This is a genomic window from Variovorax sp. 278MFTsu5.1, from assembly GCF_048305045.1.
GTDB lineage: Bacteria > Pseudomonadota > Gammaproteobacteria > Burkholderiales > Burkholderiaceae_C > Variovorax > Variovorax guangxiensis.
In genome coordinates, this window is the sequence record NZ_CP157622.1 from 1,053,273 (window position 1) to 1,070,557 (window position 17,285).

15 protein-coding genes are annotated in these 17,285 nt (G+C 70.4%); 8 read left to right on the forward strand and 7 right to left on the reverse strand.

Annotation, left to right across the window (positions count from 1 at the left end; genetic code table 11):
• Positions 1–87 precede the first annotated feature (87 nt).
• Positions 88–1,002: a LysR family transcriptional regulator gene (locus ABL844_RS04520; protein ID WP_418130599.1), complete on the forward strand. Its 915-nt coding sequence runs from the start codon at positions 88–90 to the stop codon at positions 1,000–1,002.
• Between the two features lie 12 nt (positions 1,003–1,014).
• Here ABL844_RS04520 and ABL844_RS04525 read toward each other — a convergent pair whose 3' ends face one another.
• The 7 genes from ABL844_RS04525 to ABL844_RS04555 all read right to left on the reverse strand — a co-directional run bounded on the left by ABL844_RS04525 (position 1,015) and on the right by ABL844_RS04555 (position 10,582).
• On the reverse strand, positions 1,015–2,514 hold the full coding sequence (locus tag ABL844_RS04525) for a sensor domain-containing diguanylate cyclase (protein ID WP_184634592.1): 1,500 nt from the start codon (positions 2,512–2,514) through the stop codon (positions 1,015–1,017).
• An 86-nt stretch (positions 2,515–2,600) separates the two neighbouring features.
• Positions 2,601–3,203, reverse strand: coding sequence for a YbhB/YbcL family Raf kinase inhibitor-like protein (locus ABL844_RS04530; RefSeq protein ID WP_418124384.1), 603 nt, complete (start codon positions 3,201–3,203; stop codon positions 2,601–2,603).
• Positions 3,204–3,245: 42 nt separating this feature from the next.
• Positions 3,246–3,620, reverse strand: coding sequence for a Rieske (2Fe-2S) protein (locus ABL844_RS04535; RefSeq protein ID WP_418130600.1), 375 nt, complete (start codon positions 3,618–3,620; stop codon positions 3,246–3,248).
• A gap of 23 nt (positions 3,621–3,643) precedes the next feature.
• The gene (locus ABL844_RS04540) at positions 3,644–5,023 is read right to left on the reverse strand and encodes a sigma-54-dependent transcriptional regulator (RefSeq protein ID WP_418130601.1); all 1,380 of its coding nucleotides are present in this window, start codon (positions 5,021–5,023) and stop codon (positions 3,644–3,646) included.
• On the reverse strand, positions 5,020–7,056 hold the full coding sequence (locus ABL844_RS04545) for a sensor histidine kinase (protein ID WP_418130602.1): 2,037 nt from the start codon (positions 7,054–7,056) through the stop codon (positions 5,020–5,022). Before ABL844_RS04545 ends, ABL844_RS04540 begins: the two co-directional genes overlap by 4 nt.
• Before the next feature lie 122 nt (positions 7,057–7,178).
• The gene (locus ABL844_RS04550; RefSeq protein ID WP_418130603.1) at positions 7,179–8,180 is read right to left on the reverse strand and encodes a tripartite tricarboxylate transporter substrate-binding protein; all 1,002 of its coding nucleotides are present in this window, start codon (positions 8,178–8,180) and stop codon (positions 7,179–7,181) included.
• An 83-nt stretch (positions 8,181–8,263) separates the two neighbouring features.
• On the reverse strand, positions 8,264–10,582 hold the full coding sequence (locus ABL844_RS04555) for a DUF6351 family protein (protein WP_418130604.1): 2,319 nt from the start codon (positions 10,580–10,582) through the stop codon (positions 8,264–8,266).
• Positions 10,583–11,016: 434 nt separating this feature from the next.
• On the opposite strand from ABL844_RS04555, the gene ABL844_RS04560 reads away from it, so the two are divergent.
• The 7 genes from ABL844_RS04560 (at position 11,017) to ABL844_RS04590 (ending at position 17,225) form a co-directional block, all read left to right on the forward strand.
• Complete coding sequence (locus ABL844_RS04560) at positions 11,017–12,279, forward strand: putative DNA modification/repair radical SAM protein (RefSeq protein WP_418130605.1); 1,263 nt, start codon at positions 11,017–11,019, stop codon at positions 12,277–12,279.
• 22 nt (positions 12,280–12,301) lie between these two features.
• Positions 12,302–13,732: a UdgX family uracil-DNA binding protein gene (locus tag ABL844_RS04565; protein ID WP_418130606.1), complete on the forward strand. Its 1,431-nt coding sequence runs from the start codon at positions 12,302–12,304 to the stop codon at positions 13,730–13,732.
• Between the two features lie 111 nt (positions 13,733–13,843).
• On the forward strand, positions 13,844–14,062 hold the full coding sequence (locus tag ABL844_RS04570; RefSeq protein ID WP_369659648.1) for a YgaP family membrane protein: 219 nt from the start codon (positions 13,844–13,846) through the stop codon (positions 14,060–14,062).
• Between the two features lie 3 nt (positions 14,063–14,065).
• Entirely contained in the window at positions 14,066–14,593 is a 528-nt protein-coding gene (locus ABL844_RS04575; RefSeq protein WP_418119129.1) for an RNA polymerase sigma factor, read from the forward strand.
• A 48-nt stretch (positions 14,594–14,641) separates the two neighbouring features.
• A complete protein-coding gene (gene pyrC / locus ABL844_RS04580; RefSeq protein ID WP_418130607.1) occupies positions 14,642–15,673 on the forward strand; it encodes a dihydroorotase in 1,032 nt (343 codons plus the stop codon).
• A complete protein-coding gene (locus ABL844_RS04585) occupies positions 15,670–16,467 on the forward strand; it encodes an NYN domain-containing protein (RefSeq protein WP_418130608.1) in 798 nt (265 codons plus the stop codon). The genes pyrC and ABL844_RS04585 overlap by 4 nt, the downstream gene beginning before the upstream one ends.
• On the forward strand, positions 16,464–17,225 hold the full coding sequence (locus ABL844_RS04590) for a DUF3025 domain-containing protein (RefSeq protein WP_418130609.1): 762 nt from the start codon (positions 16,464–16,466) through the stop codon (positions 17,223–17,225). The genes ABL844_RS04585 and ABL844_RS04590 overlap by 4 nt, the downstream gene beginning before the upstream one ends.
• Positions 17,226–17,285: the final 60 nt, after the last annotated feature.

The window sequence follows — 17,285 nt, forward strand, 5'->3', positions numbered from 1 at the left end:
AACCCGGCATTCTTGGCCTGAGCTGGCGCTTTGACAATTGCATAGCCGGTTGACAGACTGTCAAAGGATTTTTGACACAATCGGCCCATGGACCTCCAGTCGCTCACCCTGTTGGTGGAAATCCTCGACGCCGGCAACCTGAGCGCGGCCGCGCGGCGTCTCAAGATGACCCGCGCCAACGTCAGCTACCACCTGAACCAGCTCGAGCGCTCGGTGGGCGCGCAGCTCGTGCGCCGCACCACCCGGCGCGCCGAGCCGACCGAGATCGGCCTGCGCCTTTACCAGCACGGCATCGCCATCCAGGCCGAGCTGCTGGCGGCGCGCGAATCGGTCACCACGCTGGGCCAGGGCCTGCAGGGCCGCGTGCGCCTGAGCGTGCCCAGCGGCTACGGGCAGCTGGTGATGGCCGACTGGCTGATCGACTTCAAGCGCCAGTACCCCGGCATCGTGCTCGACGTGGTGTTCGAGAACCGCATCGAGGACCTGCTGCGCGACGAAGTCGACATCGCCATCCGCGTGATTCCCGAGCCGCCGCAGAACCTGGTGGCGCGCGCCATGGGGCCGGTGCGCTACGTGGCCTGCGCGTCGAGCGACTACGCGGCGAAGAACCCGCTGCCGGTGCAGCTCGATGCGCTGCAGGGCGCGCCGGTGGTCACGGCCGCCGTCATCGGCCGGCAGCTGCGCGTGTCGGCCTACCAAGGGGAGACACGGCGCGAGGTGATCCTGGAGCCCACGCTGATCTCCGAGAACTTCCTGTTCCTGCGCCAGGCCATCCTCGCCGGCCTGGGCATCGGCCTCGTGCCCGACTACGTGGTGCAGGAAGACGTGCGCCGCGGCGACGTGGTGACCACGCTCGACGACTGGCGCCTCTCGATCTTCGGCACGCAGATGTTCATGCTCTACATGCCCAACCGCCAGCACACGCGGGCGATCCGGACCTTCATCGATTTCGTGCTGGAGCGGGTGCGGGGGCCGGGCGATGGCGACCTTCCTGCCGCTTAGCCGGCGGCCGCCCTACCTGCGGCGGTCGGCTTCGGTGCTCTCGTAGTACCGCGACTTGTCCTCGTACATCGCCCGGTCGGCCCGCTGCAGCGCGGCCTCCAGCGGCTCGTCGCCGTGGCAGGTCGCGAGGCCGATGGCCAGGCTCAGCGCGTGGCCGCTCTGGCCGGCGTGGAACTGGTTGTTCATTTCCAGCAGCGTGAGGATGCGCTCGCGCATCGCCTCGGCGCCGCGTTCGTCGGTCATGGGCAGCAGCACCGCGAACTCGTCGCCGCCGATGCGCGCGGGCCAGGCGGGCAGGTCGACGGCCTTGTCGAGCACCTCGCCCATGCGGCGCAGCAGGGTGTCGCCGGCGGCGTGGCCTTCCTGGTCGTTGACCTGCTTGAGGCCGTTGAGGTCGATGGCCACGATCGACACCGGCCACGGGCCCTTGCGCGAGAGGCGGTTGAGCTCCTCGGTGTAGTAGGTGCGGTTGCACAGCTGCGTGAGCACGTCGTGCTTGCCGAGGTATTCGAGATACGCCTCGGCCTTCTTGCGCGCGGTGATGTCGACCAGCGAGACCAGCACCAGGTCCCAGGTGTCGAGCCGGTCGTCCTGCACCGCGAACTGCATGTGGATGTTGAGCACCTCTCCCGACAGCGAGTAGTTGAGCACTTCGCGGTGCTGCACGGTCTTGCCGTTCCAAAGGTCCTGCAGCTGCTCGGCGAATGATTCGCGCATCTCGTCGCGGAAGATGCGCGGCAGGTTGCCCAGCAGCGTCTGCAGGTCGGGCGCGCCGAACATGCGCAGCGTTTCGTGGTTCACGTCGATGACGCGGATCTCCTGCATGCAGCGCGTCACGAAGTCGGGGTGCACCTTGATGAAGGTGGCGAAGTCGGTGATGCCGCGCGAGCGGATGGTTTCCATCAGCGAGCGCACCGCGCTGAAGTCTTCCACCCACAGCGACACCGGCGAGCGGTCGAACAGGCTGCGCGCGTACATCGCGCTCTCGTCGCGCAGGCGCTGCGCGGCCACGCGCTCGGTGACGTCGTCCAGCGCCACCAGCACGCGGCTCCAGCTGTCTTCGTAGCCCGGCAGCACGCGGGCGCGCACGCGCACGTCGAGCCGGCGGCCGTCGAGCGCGTAGTTGACCGTTTCGCTCTCGAAGCTGAGCTGGCCGCGCCAGAGCTGGTCGAGCTCGTGCACCACGGTGGCCGACATGTCGCCGCGGAACACGCGGTCGAGCGCGCCCAGCAGGGTCTGCTCGCTGTCGGCGCCGAAGAGCTTCAGCGTGTGCTGGTTGACCCGCAGCACCTTCAGCAGCGCCATGCAGTCGCTGATCCGCTGCGGTTCGGCCTGCAGGTGCGCCACCAGGTCGGTGATGCCCTCGGCGCGCCAGCCGTCGAGCTTGCGCTTGAGGTCGCCGTAGTCCTCGATCCAGAGGGAGACCGGCGCCAGGTCGAACATGGCGTCGAGGTCGCCGGCGGCGGAAGGCGAAACCGGCGTGGAGCCGGAGGTGGCGGCGGGCAGGGCCATCGATGAAGCTTTCGTGGAAGCGGCTGCAGCCAATGCTGGCGGGCTGGCGTGACGAGGTCTTAATTATTAACTGCGGCCAACCCGGCTCAGCGGCTGTAGAGGCCCACCACGCTCTGGCCGCCCAGCGCACGGCCCTTGAGCGCGGCCAGCAGCGCGTCGCGGCCCAGGCCGGCGGGCAGGCTGCCCGGCGCGAGCTCGGTGGCGATCACTGTCATGACGTAGTGGTGCGGCCGGTCGCCCGCCGGGGGGCACATGCCGCGGTAGGAGGGCGTGCCGGCCACGTTCGGGCCCATGGTGAAGTCGAAGTTCGAACCCGCGGCCCCTTCGCCCGCCTTGAGCTCGCCGCGCTCGGCCGCGATGTTGTAGGCCACCCAGTGCGAAACGCCCAGGCCGGCCGCCCCGTCCGGGTCGAACACCAGCACCGCGACCGACTTCGTCTTGGCCGGCAGGTTGCTCCAGGCCACCGGCGGCGAGATGTTCTTGCCGCCGCAGTCGCCAACGCCCGCGTGCTCGGCCGGAATCGTGCCGCCGTCCGCGAAGGCGCTGGAGCTGACCTTCATGCCCGTGGAGCCCTTGCCCACCGGCGAGGACATGCCCGCGCAGCCTGCCAGCAGGCCGGCCAGCGCGAGCGCCGCGGCCGGCAGGGCCGCATGCGGGAGAGTGCGAAATAGGGTGTTGCAGTTGCGCATGTCGTTGCTCCTGGATGGTTGTTGTCTTGTCCTGGCCTGCTTTCAGCCGGCCGCGCCGGGCCAAACGCTGCCGTCGGCCTTCTCGTGCACGGCCACCGGCGTTAGCCGCGCGCCCCGGCACGGGCCGCCGACGCACTTGCCGGTGTCGGCCTCGAAGATGGCGCCGTGCCGCGCGCACATCAGGAAGCGGCCCGAACTCTCCAGCACCTGGCCTTCGAAGTCGAGCGGCCCGCCGGCATGCGGGCACTGGTTGAGGTAGGCGTGCACCGCGCCCTGCCAGCGCACCGCGAAGGCCGGTACGCCCTCGGGGGTGTTGAACCTGGCGGCCAGGCCGCCTTCGGCGAGGCTCGTGGCCAGCGGCAGGGCCGATGCGGCGGATGGATCAGGCTGTGGGGCGGTCGTGGCGGCTTCGGTCATCTGACCGCGAGCCTAGCCAAGGTTCAGGCGCTGCGCAACGCGCGCCGCGGCATTGTCTCGTCGGACGGGGCCGCGTCCAGCGGGCCGAGCCGGCGCATCTTGTCGTACAGCGTCTTGCGCGGCACGCCCAGGCGTTCGGCCGCGGCGGCGGCGCTGCCGTTGCAGGCCTCCAGCGCCTCGCGGATCAGGTAGCGCTCGAACTGCGCCATCTGCTCGTCGAGCGAGCGCGGTTCCTGCGCGAGGCTGCGGAAGCCCTCTTCGCCGTCCCACAGCCCGAGCACGAAGCGGTCGGCGATGTTGCGCAGCTCGCGCACGTTGCCGGGCCAGGCATGCGCCATCAGCGCCTGCAGGTGGCGCGGCGCGACCGCCGGCTGCTCGCGTCCGTGGCGCAGCGCCGCCTGCATCGCGAAGTGGGTGAACAGCAGCGGAATGTCCTCGCGCCGCTCGCGCAGCGGCGGCAGGTGCAGCACCACCACGCTGAGGCGGTAGTAGAGGTCGTCGCGGAACTTCTTCGCCTGCGCGGCCTGCAGCAGGTCGGCCTTGGTGGCGGCGACCACGCGGCTGTCCATCGGGCGCAGCTCGTTGGAGCCCAGCCGCTCGAACTGCCGCTCCTGCAGGGCGCGCAGCATCTTGACCTGCAGGTTCATCGGCATGGTCTCGATCTCGTCGAGGAACAGCGTGCCGCCGCGCGCATGCTCGATCTTGCCGATGCGCCTGCGCGCCGCGCCGGTGAAGGCGCCGGCCTCGTGGCCGAACATCTCGCTCTCGAACAGCGTCTCGGGCATTCCGCCGCAGTTGATGGCCGCGAAGTTGCCCTCGCGCCGGCGCCCGCAGTCGTGCAGGCAGCGCGCCACCAGTTCCTTGCCGGTGCCGGTCTCGCCGAGGATCAGCACGTCGGCGTCGGAGCCGGCCACGTCCAGCACCAGCCGGCGCAGCCGCTGCATGGCCGAGGAACGCCCGATCAGCCGCGCCTCGATCGATTCGTAGCCGGCGAGCTTGCGGCGCAGCTGGTCGACCTCGAGGCTCAGCGCGCGCTTCTCCAGCGCCCGCTGGACCACCTCGGTGAGCTGGTCGGGCGAGAAGGGTTTCTCCAGGAAATCGTAGGCGCCCAGGCGCATGGCCTGCACCGCCATGGTGATGTCGCCGTGGCCGGTGACGAGGATGACGGGCAGCGTCGGGTCGATCTGCAGCGCTCGCGACAGCAGCGCCAGCCCGTCCATGCCGGGCAGCCTCACGTCGGTGACCAGCACGCCGGCAAAGCCCGGTACCACGCGCGGCAGCACCTGCTCGGCCGAGCCGAAGCCCGTCACGCGCAACCCCGCCAGCTGCAGCGCCTGCGTGCTGCCCAGCCGCACGGCCGGGTCGTCCTCGACGAAAAGAACCTCGAGTTCGTGTTCAGTCATGAAATGTTCCCTGCATTGCGTGTGCCATCGCGCAGCGCGACGATGAAGGCCGCGCCGCCGAGTTCGCCCTCGCCGGCGCGCAGCAGCCCGCCGAAGTCGCGCACGATGCCGGCCGAGATGGCCAGCCCCAGTCCCAGGCCCAGGCCCTGTTCCTTGGTGGTGAAGAAGGGCTCGAAGAGGCGCGGCATCACCTCGGGCGCGATGCCGGTGCCGTTGTCGTGCACCTCCACCGCCACGCCCTCGGCGGTGCGGCGCGCCGCGATGCGCACGCGGCGCGGGCTGGCACCGGCGGCGGCTACCGCGTCGAAGGCGTTGACCAGCAGGTTCACCAGCACCTGCTCGAGCCGGTTGCCCTCGCAGCGCGCGAAGAGCCCGGGCTCGATGAACTGCTCGAGCTCGATGCGTTCCTGGCGGATGCGCTGGCCCAGCAGGAAGAGCGCATCGGCGATCACGTCGGCCAGAGCCACCGACTGCAGTTCCACCGCCGAGCGGCGCGCGAATTTCTTGAGCTGCGCGGTGATCTGGCCCATGCGGTCGGTCAGCTCGCAGATGGTGCGCAGGTTCAGGTCGACCTGCTCGGACTGCCCGCGCTCCAGGAACACCACCGCATTGGCCGACAGCGTGCGCAGCGCGGCCAGCGGCTGGTTGAGTTCGTGCGTGATGCCCGCCGACATCTGGCCCAGCACGGCCATCTTGCCGGTCTGCACCAGGTCGTCGAGCGTGTTCTTCAGCATCTCCTCGGCGCGCTTGCGCTCGGCGATCTCGGTCTGCAGGTGCTGGTTGGCCTCGCTCAGCGCCTCGGTGCGCAGCTCGACCTTGTGCTCCAGCTCGTCGTAGGCGCCCTGCAGCGCCTCCCGCGCTGCCAGCCGCTGGTGCACGATGCGCCGGCGCTGCTGCAGGTACATCACCAGCAGCGTGAGGAACACCAGCGCGAACATCGTGGCCAGCGCGCTGGTGCGTGCGAGCGCGTGCGCCGGCTTCATGTCCGACAGCATGATGAGCTTCCAGTCGGTGCCGTCGACCGGGCGGCTGTCGAGCAGGTAGTCGGGGCCGAAGGGCGTGGCGCCGGGGCGCTGCGGCGCCTCCTCGTTCGCGCGCAGCTGCACCACGGTGCCTTCGCCGCCCGACAGCGGCCGGTGCTCGCGCATGTCGATGGGCGTGAGCGCGCCGGCCTCGGTGTACTGGCGCGTCTGCGCGAGCTGCCGGAGCGTCTCGCTCGACAGGGGGCGCAGCGCGCGGAATTTCCAGCCGGGGTCGGACGAGAGGAACACCACGCCGTTGCCGTCGATGGCGAACACGCGGTCGGCCGAATGCGACCAGGCTGCGTCGAGCTTGTCGAGGTTGACCTTCACGGTGGCCACGCCCAGCCGGCGCGCGCCGTCGATGATGCCGAACGAGAAGTAGTAGCCCGGCTCGCGGCTGACCGTGCCGATGCCGTAGAAGCGCCCCGGCACGCCGCGCAGCGCGTCCTGGAAGTAGGGGCGGTAGGAGAAGTTCATGTCCACGAAGCTGCCCGGCTGGTTCCAGTTGCTGGCGGCCAGCGTGAGGCCGGTCTCGTCCATCACGTAGATGGCCGAGGCCTGGGCGTGCGCGTTGACGGTCTCGAGGTAGACGTTGGCGTCCAGCTGCTGGCCGGCGTCGCGCGGCTTGCGCAGCAGGTCGAGCACGTCGGGGCTCAGCGACACCACCTGCGGCAGGTATTCGTAGCGGCTGAGCTCGCTGCGCAGGCTGGTGGCGTAGATGTCGAGCCGGTGCAGCGTGCCCTGCTGCAGCGAGCGGATGCCCGCGCGCTCGCCCAGCAGGTAGGCCAGCGCGCCGCCGGCCGCGATGAGGCACAGCCACACGCAGACGGCGGCCCACAGGCGCCAGCGCGCAAGGGCCGGCGCCCCGGCCGCGAGGGCGGGGGCATCGCCGTGGAAGCGCGCCAGCACGGCCTTGTCGCGCAGGTCGTCGGGCGATCCGGCAAAGCCGGCCCGGTAAGGCGCGGAAAGCTTCAGCACGGCGCGGCCGGCCGATAGGAGCAGTGACGACACGGGAGCGGGAAGCGGGAGTCCGCCGTCGGGCAGCAAAGGGCCCTGATGGTATGCAGCACTCCCCGCCGCGCCGAGGCGGAATTACCCTCGCTGTCGCCGATGCGTCGCACCATGCGCGCGCCTCAGTCGGCGTACACGCCGGCGGCCTTGATGACCGGGCCGAAGCGCGCCACCTCCTGCTGCACGAACTTCCTGTGCTCGGCCGGCTCGACGCGCCGGTCGGCCACCACCACCGCGCCCAGGCCTTCCTCCTTCCTGATGAAGTCGGGGTCCTTCAGCGCGACCTTGAGTGCGTCGTTGAGCTTCCTGAGCACCGGCGCGGGCGTGCCCTTGGGCGCGTACAGGCCGTGCCAGATGGTCACCTGGAAGTTCTTCAGCCCCGACTCGTCCAACGTGGGCAGGTCCTTCAAGGCGGGCGTGCCCAGCCGCTTGAGCGTGGTCACGCCGTAGGCCTTGACCTTCCTGGCCTCGATCTGCGAAGTGGTGTTGGTGGTCTGGTCGCACAGCAGGTCGATCTGCCCGCCGAGCAGGTCGGCGATGGCGGGGGCGGTGCCCTTGTAGGGCACGGTGGTCATCTCGGCCTTGAACTCGCTTTGCAGCAGCAGCCCGCACAGGTGCGAGGCCGAGCCGATGCCCGCGTTGCCGAGGTTGGTCTTGCCCGGGTTCTTCGCGATCCATTCGCGCAGTTCCTTGAAGTTGCCGGCCTCCAGCTGGGGCTTGCCGATGACGGTCATGGGCACGTCGTTGATCATGCCCAGGTACTCGAAGTCGGTCTCGTAGTCGTAGGGCAGCTTGCGGTAGAGCACCGGCGTGGTGGCCATGCCCACGTGGGTGAGCAGCAGCGTGTAGCCGTCGGGCCGGGCGCGCGCCACCTTGGCGTTGCCGATGGTGCTGCCGGCGCCCGCGGCGTTGTCGATCACGATGCTGGTGCCGTCCAGCGGCTTGCGCATGGCCTCGGCCAGGTCGCGCGCCACGCGGTCGGTGGGCCCGCCGGCCGCGAAGGGCACGACGATGGTGATGGGCTTGCCCGCGGGAAAGTCCTGCGCGTGCGCGCCGGCGGCTGCAGCGAGGCCGAAGGCCAGCGTCAGGGCGAGATGGAAGGCGGACACAGGGGTCTTCTTCATGGATGCTTTCAAGGTTCACTCCAGGGGAAAAGGCGGGCGGGCCTGCATGTGCGGTCGCGCGTGCAGGCCGCCCGCGGCTTGGCTTACAGGAAGCTCGACATCAGCTTCTTCGTGATGTCGAACAGCAGGTTCACGGGCGACGGCCCGAACGACAGCCAGGTGCCGGCGAGCGGCTGCTGGCCGACGCCCGGCTTGGTCCAGTCGCACACGCCGTCGGGGAAGGCGGCGCTCAGGCGCGCCCATTGCGTGGGGTTGAAGCTCACGCTGTAGTCCGACGGGTTCAGCGGCTTCAGCTGGCACTTGGCGATGTCGTCGGTGAGCGGGCCGCCCGCTGCCATGCGCGGCGTGGTGCCGGCCGGGTAGAAGGTGTTGCACGCGCCGGTGCCGAAGGCGGTCTGCTCCTCGGTGTACTTCAGGCCCGCGTTCCAGCAGGCGTCCTGCAGGTCGGCCGGGCGGTTGGCGGCGATCTTCTGTGCCTTGGTGCGCTCGGAGGTGTCGGCCTTCACCGCGCTGAGCCACTTCACCATCTCGTCGAAGGCGGCCGCGCTGCCGCCGCCCATGGTCCACATCACGTGGTTGTCGATGTTGCCGTTGGCGCGGCGCAGGCGCTCGCGCATCGAGAACGAGTGGATCTTGGTGTGGATGTCGCCGCCTGTGGCGCCGTCGTTGTAGTCGCGCAGGTCGATGATGGCGGTGGAGGCCAGCCCGCCCGCGCCGTTGACGATGCGGCCCGACTGGTAGGCCCGGCGCAGCGCGTCGGTGTCGCCCACGGTGCGCGAGGCGGTGCGCTTCATGTCGCGGTCGACGCCGCCCACGCGCTCGTTCAGGTCGAGGAACTTCTCGATGCTGAGCTTGCCCTCGTTGAGCGCGTTCAGGCCGTACTGGATGCCCACGTTGTCGATCGGGCGCAGCGCGAAGCCCTCGGCCTCGGTCTTGCCGTAGACGTTCACCGTGTGGTCGAACACCGTCGCGCGCGCGCCCGTGGGGTTGGTCAGCGCGTTGTAGCGCTGCTCGGTGGGCACGCCCGCGGGGAACGAAACAGTGGGGTCCAGGCGACCCGCGCTGTTGCTCATGTTGGGGATGTTGCCGATCTGCAGGTAGCCCGAGATCGCCTGCTTCTCGCCCGTGGTGTAGGCCAGCGCCGCGGTGGCAGGGTCGTTGAAGTAGTTGTTGAGCACGCGCGAGTCGTGCAGCTTGAAGATGGTGGAGGAGGTGACGTCGGCGAACACCTGGCTCACCACCACGCCGTCGAAGAGGCCGGGGTAGTTGTCGCTGGTCTGGTGGCTCTGGTAGGAGCCGCCCGAGCCGCCGGTGCCGATGGTGTGGGCGGGCACGCCGAAGTTCTCGATGAAGCGCTCCTTCACCATCGCGATGGTTTCCGAGGAAAGCTGGTCGTTGCAGTTGGTGCCGAAGACGTTGAGCGTGGAGGTGGTCACGGCGAAGCCGCGGCTCTGGTAGGTTGGGTTGATGAGCGTGGCGAAGTCGTTGCCCTGCTGGAACCAGCCGCCCTGGCAGCCGCCGCCCAGCGGGTAGAGCAGCGTGCCGTTCCAGCCGGCCGGGCGCGAGGTGGGCGAGGGCGCGGGCTCGTTGAGCACGTCGTGCAGGATCGCCGACTGGTACAGCCCGCGGTTGATCGTGCCGCTTTCGAGCCGCACCACGTAAGGCACCTGCTTGCCGTTGACGGTGAGCCAGGCCATGTTGGCCGGGTAGGCGGTGATCGATTCCGGCACGAAGCGCACGTTGCTGCCGGCGGTGGTGCGGTAGTAGTAGTCGACGCGCGTCTCCACCGAGCACTTGCCGTCGTCCAGCGGCTTGAGCACCTGGCCGCCCATGCGGGTGAAGGTGGCGTAGCCGCACACGAAGGGCTCCTCGTGCGGGCCGGAGATCACCGGGCCGGTGATCGGGTAGGCCGTCAGCTGCAGCTTCGCGCTGTAGCCGCCGTAGCTGGCGACCAGCTCGTTGGAGCCCAGCTTGAGCCCCGTGACCTTGCCCACCAGGCGGCCGCTGGCGGGGTCGCGCGAGAACGCCGCCGTCACGTCCCGCCCGTCGATCGACACCGCGAGGCTGCCGTCGGCCTTCTCGCGCAGCAGCTCCAGCTCGACCAGCGCGTCGTCGCCGGTCACCATCTGCGGCGACGAGGACAGCACGCCGATGCGCAGCGTGGCATCGACCGGCGGCGGGTTGCCGGGGCCGGACGGGTCGGTGGGCGTGGTGCCGCCGCCTCCTCCTCCGCCACCGCCTCCGCCTCCGCCTCCGCCCGCCGCGGGCGGAATGAAGCTGAAGCCGCCTCCACCTCCGCCGCCGCCGCCGCCGCAGGCGGTGAGCGCCAGCACGGCCAGCAGCGTGCCGATGCGCACGGGGGTCGGGCGAAGGCGGGTGCTCTTCTTCTGGGTTCTGATCATCTTCTCTGTCTCCGTTGTGGTTCTGGTTGAACAAGCGATGGGGGAAAAGCGGCTCCCCCTGGCCGGCACGGCCATGCGGCGGCGCGACCCGGCGCGGGCCGGATCGAAGCGCGACGCGCGGCGCGTCAGTGCGAGGCGGTGAGTGGGAGGCCGGCCGGCGGTGGCGGCGCGGCGGCGAGTGCGGGCAGGTCGGTCATTGGCGTGTCTCCATCACTGTCGGGTGTGCCGCATGGATAGCAACGCATGTGCCACGCAGGCCGTCAAACCCAAGTGACTGATTCCATTGGAGTTTTTTCGGAGGGCCTGCGGTTTTCCCGCAAATCGGCGGCTGAAAAACCAGCCATCGCCGGCGCCGCGCGGCCGGAAAACCGCACGCCAGGGGCAGGACACAATCAGCTTAAAACTGTATATTCATACAGTATTCGACCGATCCCATGGACATCCAGCGCAAACTCGCCATCCTGGCCGACGCCGCCAAGTACGACGCTTCCTGCGCGTCGAGCGGCTCCCAGCCGCGCGACTCGCTCGGCGGGCGCGGCATCGGCTCCACCGAGGGCGCCGGCATCTGCCATAGCTACGCGCCCGACGGGCGCTGCATATCGCTGTTGAAGGTGCTGCTGACCAACCACTGCCAGTACGACTGCCTCTACTGCGTGAACCGCGCATCGAGCAACGTGCCGCGGGCGCGCTTCCGGGTCGAGGAGGTGGTGCAGCTCACGCTCGACTTCTACCGGCGCAATTGCATCGAGGGCCTGTTCCTCTCCAGCGGCATCGTCAAATCGCCCGACCACACGATGGAGCAGGTGGTCGAGGTCGCGCGCCAGCTGCGCGAGGAGCACGACTTCCGCGGCTACATCCACCTCAAGACCATTCCCGACGCCAGCGACGAACTGCTGGCGCGCGCCGGCCGCTATGCCGACCGGCTCAGCATCAACGTCGAGCTGCCCACCGCCGAGGGCCTGCGCGCGCTGGCTCCGGAGAAGGACGAGAGCGCCATCCGCCGCTCGATGGCGCGGCTGCGGCTTCGCATCGACGACACCCGCGAGGAGACGCGCCGCGTGGTGCCGATCCGTGCGCTGCCGGGCGCCGCGCCGGCCGCCGCGAAGCCGCCGCCCTTCGCGCCCGCCGGCCAGAGCACGCAGATGATCGTGGGCGCCGATGCCACCGACGACCGGCACATCCTGGCCTCCAGCGCCACGCTCTACGGCGCCTACAAGCTGCGGCGCGTGTACTACTCGGCCTTCAGCCCCATTCCCGACGCGGCCCGCGCGCTGCCGCTGGCCGCGCCGCCGTTGATGCGCGAGCACCGGCTCTACCAGGCCGACTGGCTCATGCGCTTCTACGGCTTCGAGCACCAGGAGATCGTGGCCTCGCCCGACGGCCTGCTGCGGCTGGACGTCGATCCCAAGCTGGCCTGGGCGCTGGCGCACGCGGAGCGCTTCCCGGTCGACCTGAACCACGCCCCGCGCGAGATGCTGCTGCGCGTGCCCGGCCTCGGGGTGAAGGCCGTGGAGCGGCTGCTGCAGGCGCGGCGCGTTCGACGGGTGCGTGCCGACGACCTGCGGCGCCTGCACGTGCCGGCGCGCAAGGTGCTGCCCTTCGTGGTGGCGGACGGGCACCGGCCGGCGGCCAACGCGATGGCGATGTCCGGCTCTGCTGCCGCGGCGGCGGAGCCGGCGCAGGCGGCGCTGTTCTGAGGGCGGCAAGCCTGGCATCGGCATGCGCGTGTGTCTCGAAGACCCGGTCGATCTCGATGCCTTCCGCGGCCATGCGCGGCGGCTGCTGGCTGCCGGCGTGCCGCCGGAGCAGGTCGAATGGAGCGAAGGTGGCAACGATCTGTTCGGCGAAGCGCCGGACCTGCCGCCCGCGCGGGTGCCACCAGCGGTAGCCCGGCAGGCCGTGCCCGCATCCTTCGTCGAACTGTGCGCCGACGTGATCCTGCACCGCGACGCGCAGCGCCTGGCCTTGCTCTACCGCCTGCTGTGGCGCCTGGTGCACGAGCCGGCGCTGCGCCACGACCCGCTGGACGCCGACATGATGCAGGCACAGCTCATGGCCCGCTCGGTGCGCCGCGACATCCACAAGATGCGCGCCTTCGTGCGCTTCACCCGCGTCGTGGACGCGCAGGGCGCCGAGCGCCACGTCGCGTGGTTCGAGCCCGAGCACCGCATCGTCGAGGCCAACGCGCCTTTCTTCGCGCGCCGCTTCGCGCAGATGCGCTGGGCCATCCTCACGCCGCGGCGGTGCGTGGAATGGGACGGGCAGGCGCTGTCGTTCCGCGAGGGCGCGGACCGCCGCCAGAAGCCCGCGCCCGACGAGGGCGAGCAGCTCTGGCTCACCTACTACGAGAACATCTTCAACCCCGCGCGGCTCAAGTTCGCGACGATGCGGCGCGAGATGCCGCGCCGCTACTGGCACAACCTGCCCGAGGCCGCGCTGATCCAGCCGCTGGCCGATGCGGCCGAGGCGCGCAGCCAGTCGATGATCGAAGCGCCGGCCACGCCCGCGCGCCGCATCCGCCCGCCGCTGCTGATGCATCCGCGCCCGGCCGAAGGCGCGGCGCCCGCCGACCTGGACGCGCTGCGCGCCGCGGCGCACGGCTGCCGCGCCTGCCCGATCGGCGCGCTCGCCACCCAGGCCGTGTGCGGCGAGGGCCCGGCCGGCGCGCATCACATGCTCGTCGGCGAACAGCCCGGCGACCAGGAGGACCTGGCGGGCCGGCCCTTCGTCGGGCCGGCGGGCCAGTTGCTCGACCGCGCGATGGCGCAGCTGGGCTGGGCGCGGGAGAGCGTCTACCTGGCCAACGCCGTCAAGCACTTCAAGTACGAGCTGCGCGGCAAGCGCCGCATCCACAAGACCGCCGGCCAGCGCGAAGCCGAGGCCTGCGCCCACTGGCTGGACAGCGAGATCGCACTCGTGCAGCCCAAGGCGCTGGTGGCCCTGGGCGCCACCGCCGCGCGCGCCCTGCTCGGGCGGCCGGTGGCGGTGCAGGCCGAGCGCGGCGCCTGGCTGCGCGAGCGCGGGGACGGCCGGCCCGTGCTCGTCACCCTGCATCCTTCGGCGCTGCTGCGCCTGCCGCCCACGGAGCGTGCCGAGGCGCAGGCGCGCTGGCTGGACGACCTCGCGCGGGCGATGGCGGCGCCCGCGTAGAAGAAAAGAAAAAAAGAAAATCCGCGCATCCCGCGAACCGTTTCGCGGGCTCGGCGCCTCTTCGTGTCCGAGGGTCTTCCTCAGCACTCAAGAAGGATCGAAGGAATCGCCATGCTCTACGCCAAGAACCTACCCGGCTGGGAACGCGCGCTGCGCATCGCCATGGGCCTCGCCGGCCTCGCTTTCGCCGCCATCGGCTGGAGTACCGCCGGCTTCGGGCTTGCCGTGGCCGTCGCCCTCATGGGCGCCATCCTGGCGCTGACGGGCCTGTTCGGCTTCTGCCCGATGTGCGCGATGGTCGGGCGCAAGCTCGACGGAAAAGGGCGCTGAACCGTGGCCTCCGGCACCGACCGCACCGGCCTGATCCACGCCGCGCAGACCGGCGACCCGGCCGCCATCGCCAGCCTGCTCGCGGTGTGCCAGGCCGACGCGCGCCGCTACGCCTGGCGGCACTGCCAGGCCAGCGACGTGGACGACGCTGTGCAGGAGTCGCTGCTGGTCGTCGCGCGCAAGGTCCGGGGGCTGAAGGCCGCGGCGGCGTTCTCGTCGTGGCTTTTCACCGTCATCCGGCGCGAATGCCTGAGGCTGCAGCGCGCGATGTTCCGCCACGATCCGCTGGACGACGATGGCGATGAGGTGGCCGAGCGGCAGCTGGCCAGCCGGGGCGACGCCGCGCTGCGGCTGGACCTGACCCACGCGCTCGAATCGCTGCCCGCGCACTACCTCGAAGTGGTGCTGCTGCGCGATTTCGAGGAGCTGACCATCGCGGAAATCGCCGAACGGCTCGGCGAGCCGGCGGGCGCCGTCAAGAGCCGGCTGCACCGCGCGCGTTCGCTGGTGCGGGAGTACCTGCTGGCGTGATCCCGGCCTGCGCGGCCGGAAGGGGGTCGATGCGACAATCGGCCCGCCATGACAGACACCCTCACGATCACCCGCCCCGACGACTGGCACCTGCACGTGCGCGACGGCGCCGCACTCGAAGCCGTCGTTCCCCACAGCGCCCGCCAGTTCGGCCGCGCGCTGATCATGCCGAACCTGCGCCCCCCCGTGACCACCGCCGCGCAGGCCGTGGCCTACCGCGACCGCATTCGCGCCGCAGTGCCCGAAGGCACGGGCTTCGAGCCGGTGATGTCGCTCTATCTCACCGACAAGCTGCCGCCCGAGGAGATCGCGCTGGCAGCCGAAGCCGGCGTGCGTGCGCTCAAGCTCTACCCGGCCGGCGCCACCACCAACAGCGATGCCGGCGTGACCGACATCCGCAAGACCTACAAGACGCTCGAAGCCATGCAGAAGCACGGCCTGCTGCTGCTGGTACACGGCGAGGTGACCGACCCGGCCATCGACCTGTTCGACCGCGAGGCCGTGTTCGTCGACCGCGTGATGATCCCGCTGCGCCGCGACTTCCCCGAGCTCAAGGTGGTGTTCGAGCACCTCACCACCAAGGAAGGCGCCCACTACGTGCGCGACGCCGGCCGCTTCACGGCCGCCACCATCACCGCGCACCACCTGCTGTACAACCGCAACGCCATCTTCACCGGCGGCATCCGCCCGCACTACTACTGCCTGCCGGTGCTCAAGCGCGAGACGCACCGCGTGGCGCTGGTCGAGGCGGCCACCAGCGGCAGCGACCGCTTCTTCCTGGGCACCGACAGCGCGCCGCACCCGGCGCACCTGAAGGAGCACGCGCTGGGCTGCGCCGGCTGCTACACGGCGCTCACCGCCATCGAGCTCTACGCCGAGGCCTTCGACAACGCGGGCGCGCTCGACAAGCTCGAGGGCTTCGCGAGCTTCCACGGCCCCGACTTCTACGGCCTGCCGCGCCACACCGACACCATCACGCTCAAGCGCGAGAGCTGGACCGTGCCCGAGACCGTGCCCTACGGCGACGCCACGCTCAAGCCGCTGCGCGGCGGCGAGACCGTCAACTGGAAGCTCGCATGACGGTTCCCTCGCTGCGCGTGATGCTCCTGATCGACGCCGACAACGTGTCGGCCGAAGTCATCGAGCAGGCGGTGCAGCGCACCATGGACGAGTACGGCGCCATCCACGTGCGCCGCGCCTACTGCAACGCCGAGATGGCGGTGAACCGGCAGGCGCTCTTCAAGCGCCTCTCGGTGCGGCCGATGGTGAACCTGTCGACCGGCAAGAACAGCACCGACATCGCGCTCGCGGTCGATGCCATCGACCTCGCCGTCGCCGAGCGGCCCGACGTGGTGGTGCTGGTGTCCTCCGACTCCGACTTCGCGCCGCTGGTGATCCGCCTGCGCGAGAAGGGCTGCCGCGTCTGCGGCATCGGCCAGCAGGGCAAGACCGGCGACGAAACCATCGGCATCTACGACGCCTTCACCGACATCGCGCACAACGCCGTCGCCAAGCCGGCCGCGCGCACGGTGGCCGCGAAGAAGACGGCCGCTGCGAAGGCTCCGCGCGCCAAGGCCGAGCCGGCCTCGAAGAAGGCCGCGGCACGCAAGACGACGAAGGCGAAGGCCGCCGCCAAGGTGCAGCCGCAGCAGCCGCCGCCTCCGTCGGAAGCAGCCGAATTCATCCTTCAGGCTGCCCCGGCCCTGCGCAGCGGCAAGGACGTGCCGCTCAACGACGTCGCCAAGGCCCTGCGCACCGCGGGCCTGCTCGGCAAGAACAGCAGCTCGCTCAAGCTCTTCGAGAAGCTCACGGCCGAGTTCGCGCTGATGCAGCACCCGGACCGCATCCGCTGGACCGGCGCCCCCGCGCCTTGACCCTGCCGGCGATCGACTGGGCGCAGCCATGGCTCGCGCCCTATCGCGCCGATGGCGAGGCGGCAGCGCAGGCTGTCGCGCGCAACGACGGCTGCGTGGCGGCCGGCCTGCAGGACATCGGATCCACATCAGCGCCCGATTTCGTGAGGCAGTACGAGCTTCCCGCCGGGCAGGCGTACGAGGCCCACATCTTCCGGACCCGAACGGTGCCGTCCCGCGACAACCTGCACGACTTCTTCAACGGCCTGGTCTGGCTCGCCTTTCCACGGACCAAGCGCCGCCTCAATGAACTGCAGGCCGGCGAGATCGCGCGCGACGGCGTCGGTGCCACGCGCGGTGCGCTGCGCGACGCGCTGACGCTGTTCGACGAGAACGGCGCGTTGCTGGATGCGCCGCCAGCGCTGTGGCGGGCGCTGGTCGCGCGTGATTGGCACACACTCTTCGTCGGCGGGCGCGGGCTGTGGAGCGAGGCACGGCTGGTGCTCTTCGGCCATGCGCTGCTCGAGAAGTTGGTGACGCCGCGAAAGCCCATCACCGCGCACGTCCTGCTGCCGGCGGATGGAGGAAACGGCCCGGCGGCGCTCGACGACGTCTCGGTGGCGGGCATGCTCGATGCGCAACGGCTCGGGCGCAAGCCCTTCGTGCCGCTGCCGGTGCTCGGCGTGCCCGGCTGGTGCGCCGGCAACGAGGCCGCACAGTTCTATGACGATCCGAAGGTGTTCAGGCCCTTGGCCGGTCGGGGAATACCGGGGGCCTAGAACTTTTGCTCCTATCATGGCTCCACCCGGCTGCCGCCGACCGGAGCTCCAAGAACACAC

What these genes read in the sequence shown, in the direction of transcription:
- ABL844_RS04520 (WP_418130599.1), top strand. Translation starts at nt 88, where the DNA reads ATGGACCTCCAGTCGCTCACCCTGTTGGTGGAAATCCTCGACGCCGGC.
- ABL844_RS04525 (WP_184634592.1), bottom strand. Translation starts at nt 2,514, where the DNA reads ATGGCCCTGCCCGCCGCCACCTCCGGCTCCACGCCGGTTTCGCCTTCC.
- ABL844_RS04530 (WP_418124384.1), bottom strand. Translation starts at nt 3,203, where the DNA reads ATGCGCAACTGCAACACCCTATTTCGCACTCTCCCGCATGCGGCCCTG.
- ABL844_RS04535 (WP_418130600.1), bottom strand. Translation starts at nt 3,620, where the DNA reads ATGACCGAAGCCGCCACGACCGCCCCACAGCCTGATCCATCCGCCGCA.
- ABL844_RS04540 (WP_418130601.1), bottom strand. Translation starts at nt 5,023, where the DNA reads ATGACTGAACACGAACTCGAGGTTCTTTTCGTCGAGGACGACCCGGCC.
- ABL844_RS04550 (WP_418130603.1), bottom strand. Translation starts at nt 8,180, where the DNA reads ATGAAGAAGACCCCTGTGTCCGCCTTCCATCTCGCCCTGACGCTGGCC.
- ABL844_RS04555 (WP_418130604.1), bottom strand. Translation starts at nt 10,582, where the DNA reads ATGATCAGAACCCAGAAGAAGAGCACCCGCCTTCGCCCGACCCCCGTG.
- ABL844_RS04560 (WP_418130605.1), top strand. Translation starts at nt 11,017, where the DNA reads ATGGACATCCAGCGCAAACTCGCCATCCTGGCCGACGCCGCCAAGTAC.
- ABL844_RS04565 (WP_418130606.1), top strand. Translation starts at nt 12,302, where the DNA reads ATGCGCGTGTGTCTCGAAGACCCGGTCGATCTCGATGCCTTCCGCGGC.
- ABL844_RS04570 (WP_369659648.1), top strand. Translation starts at nt 13,844, where the DNA reads ATGCTCTACGCCAAGAACCTACCCGGCTGGGAACGCGCGCTGCGCATC.
- pyrC (WP_418130607.1), top strand. Translation starts at nt 14,642, where the DNA reads ATGACAGACACCCTCACGATCACCCGCCCCGACGACTGGCACCTGCAC.
- ABL844_RS04585 (WP_418130608.1), top strand. Translation starts at nt 15,670, where the DNA reads ATGACGGTTCCCTCGCTGCGCGTGATGCTCCTGATCGACGCCGACAAC.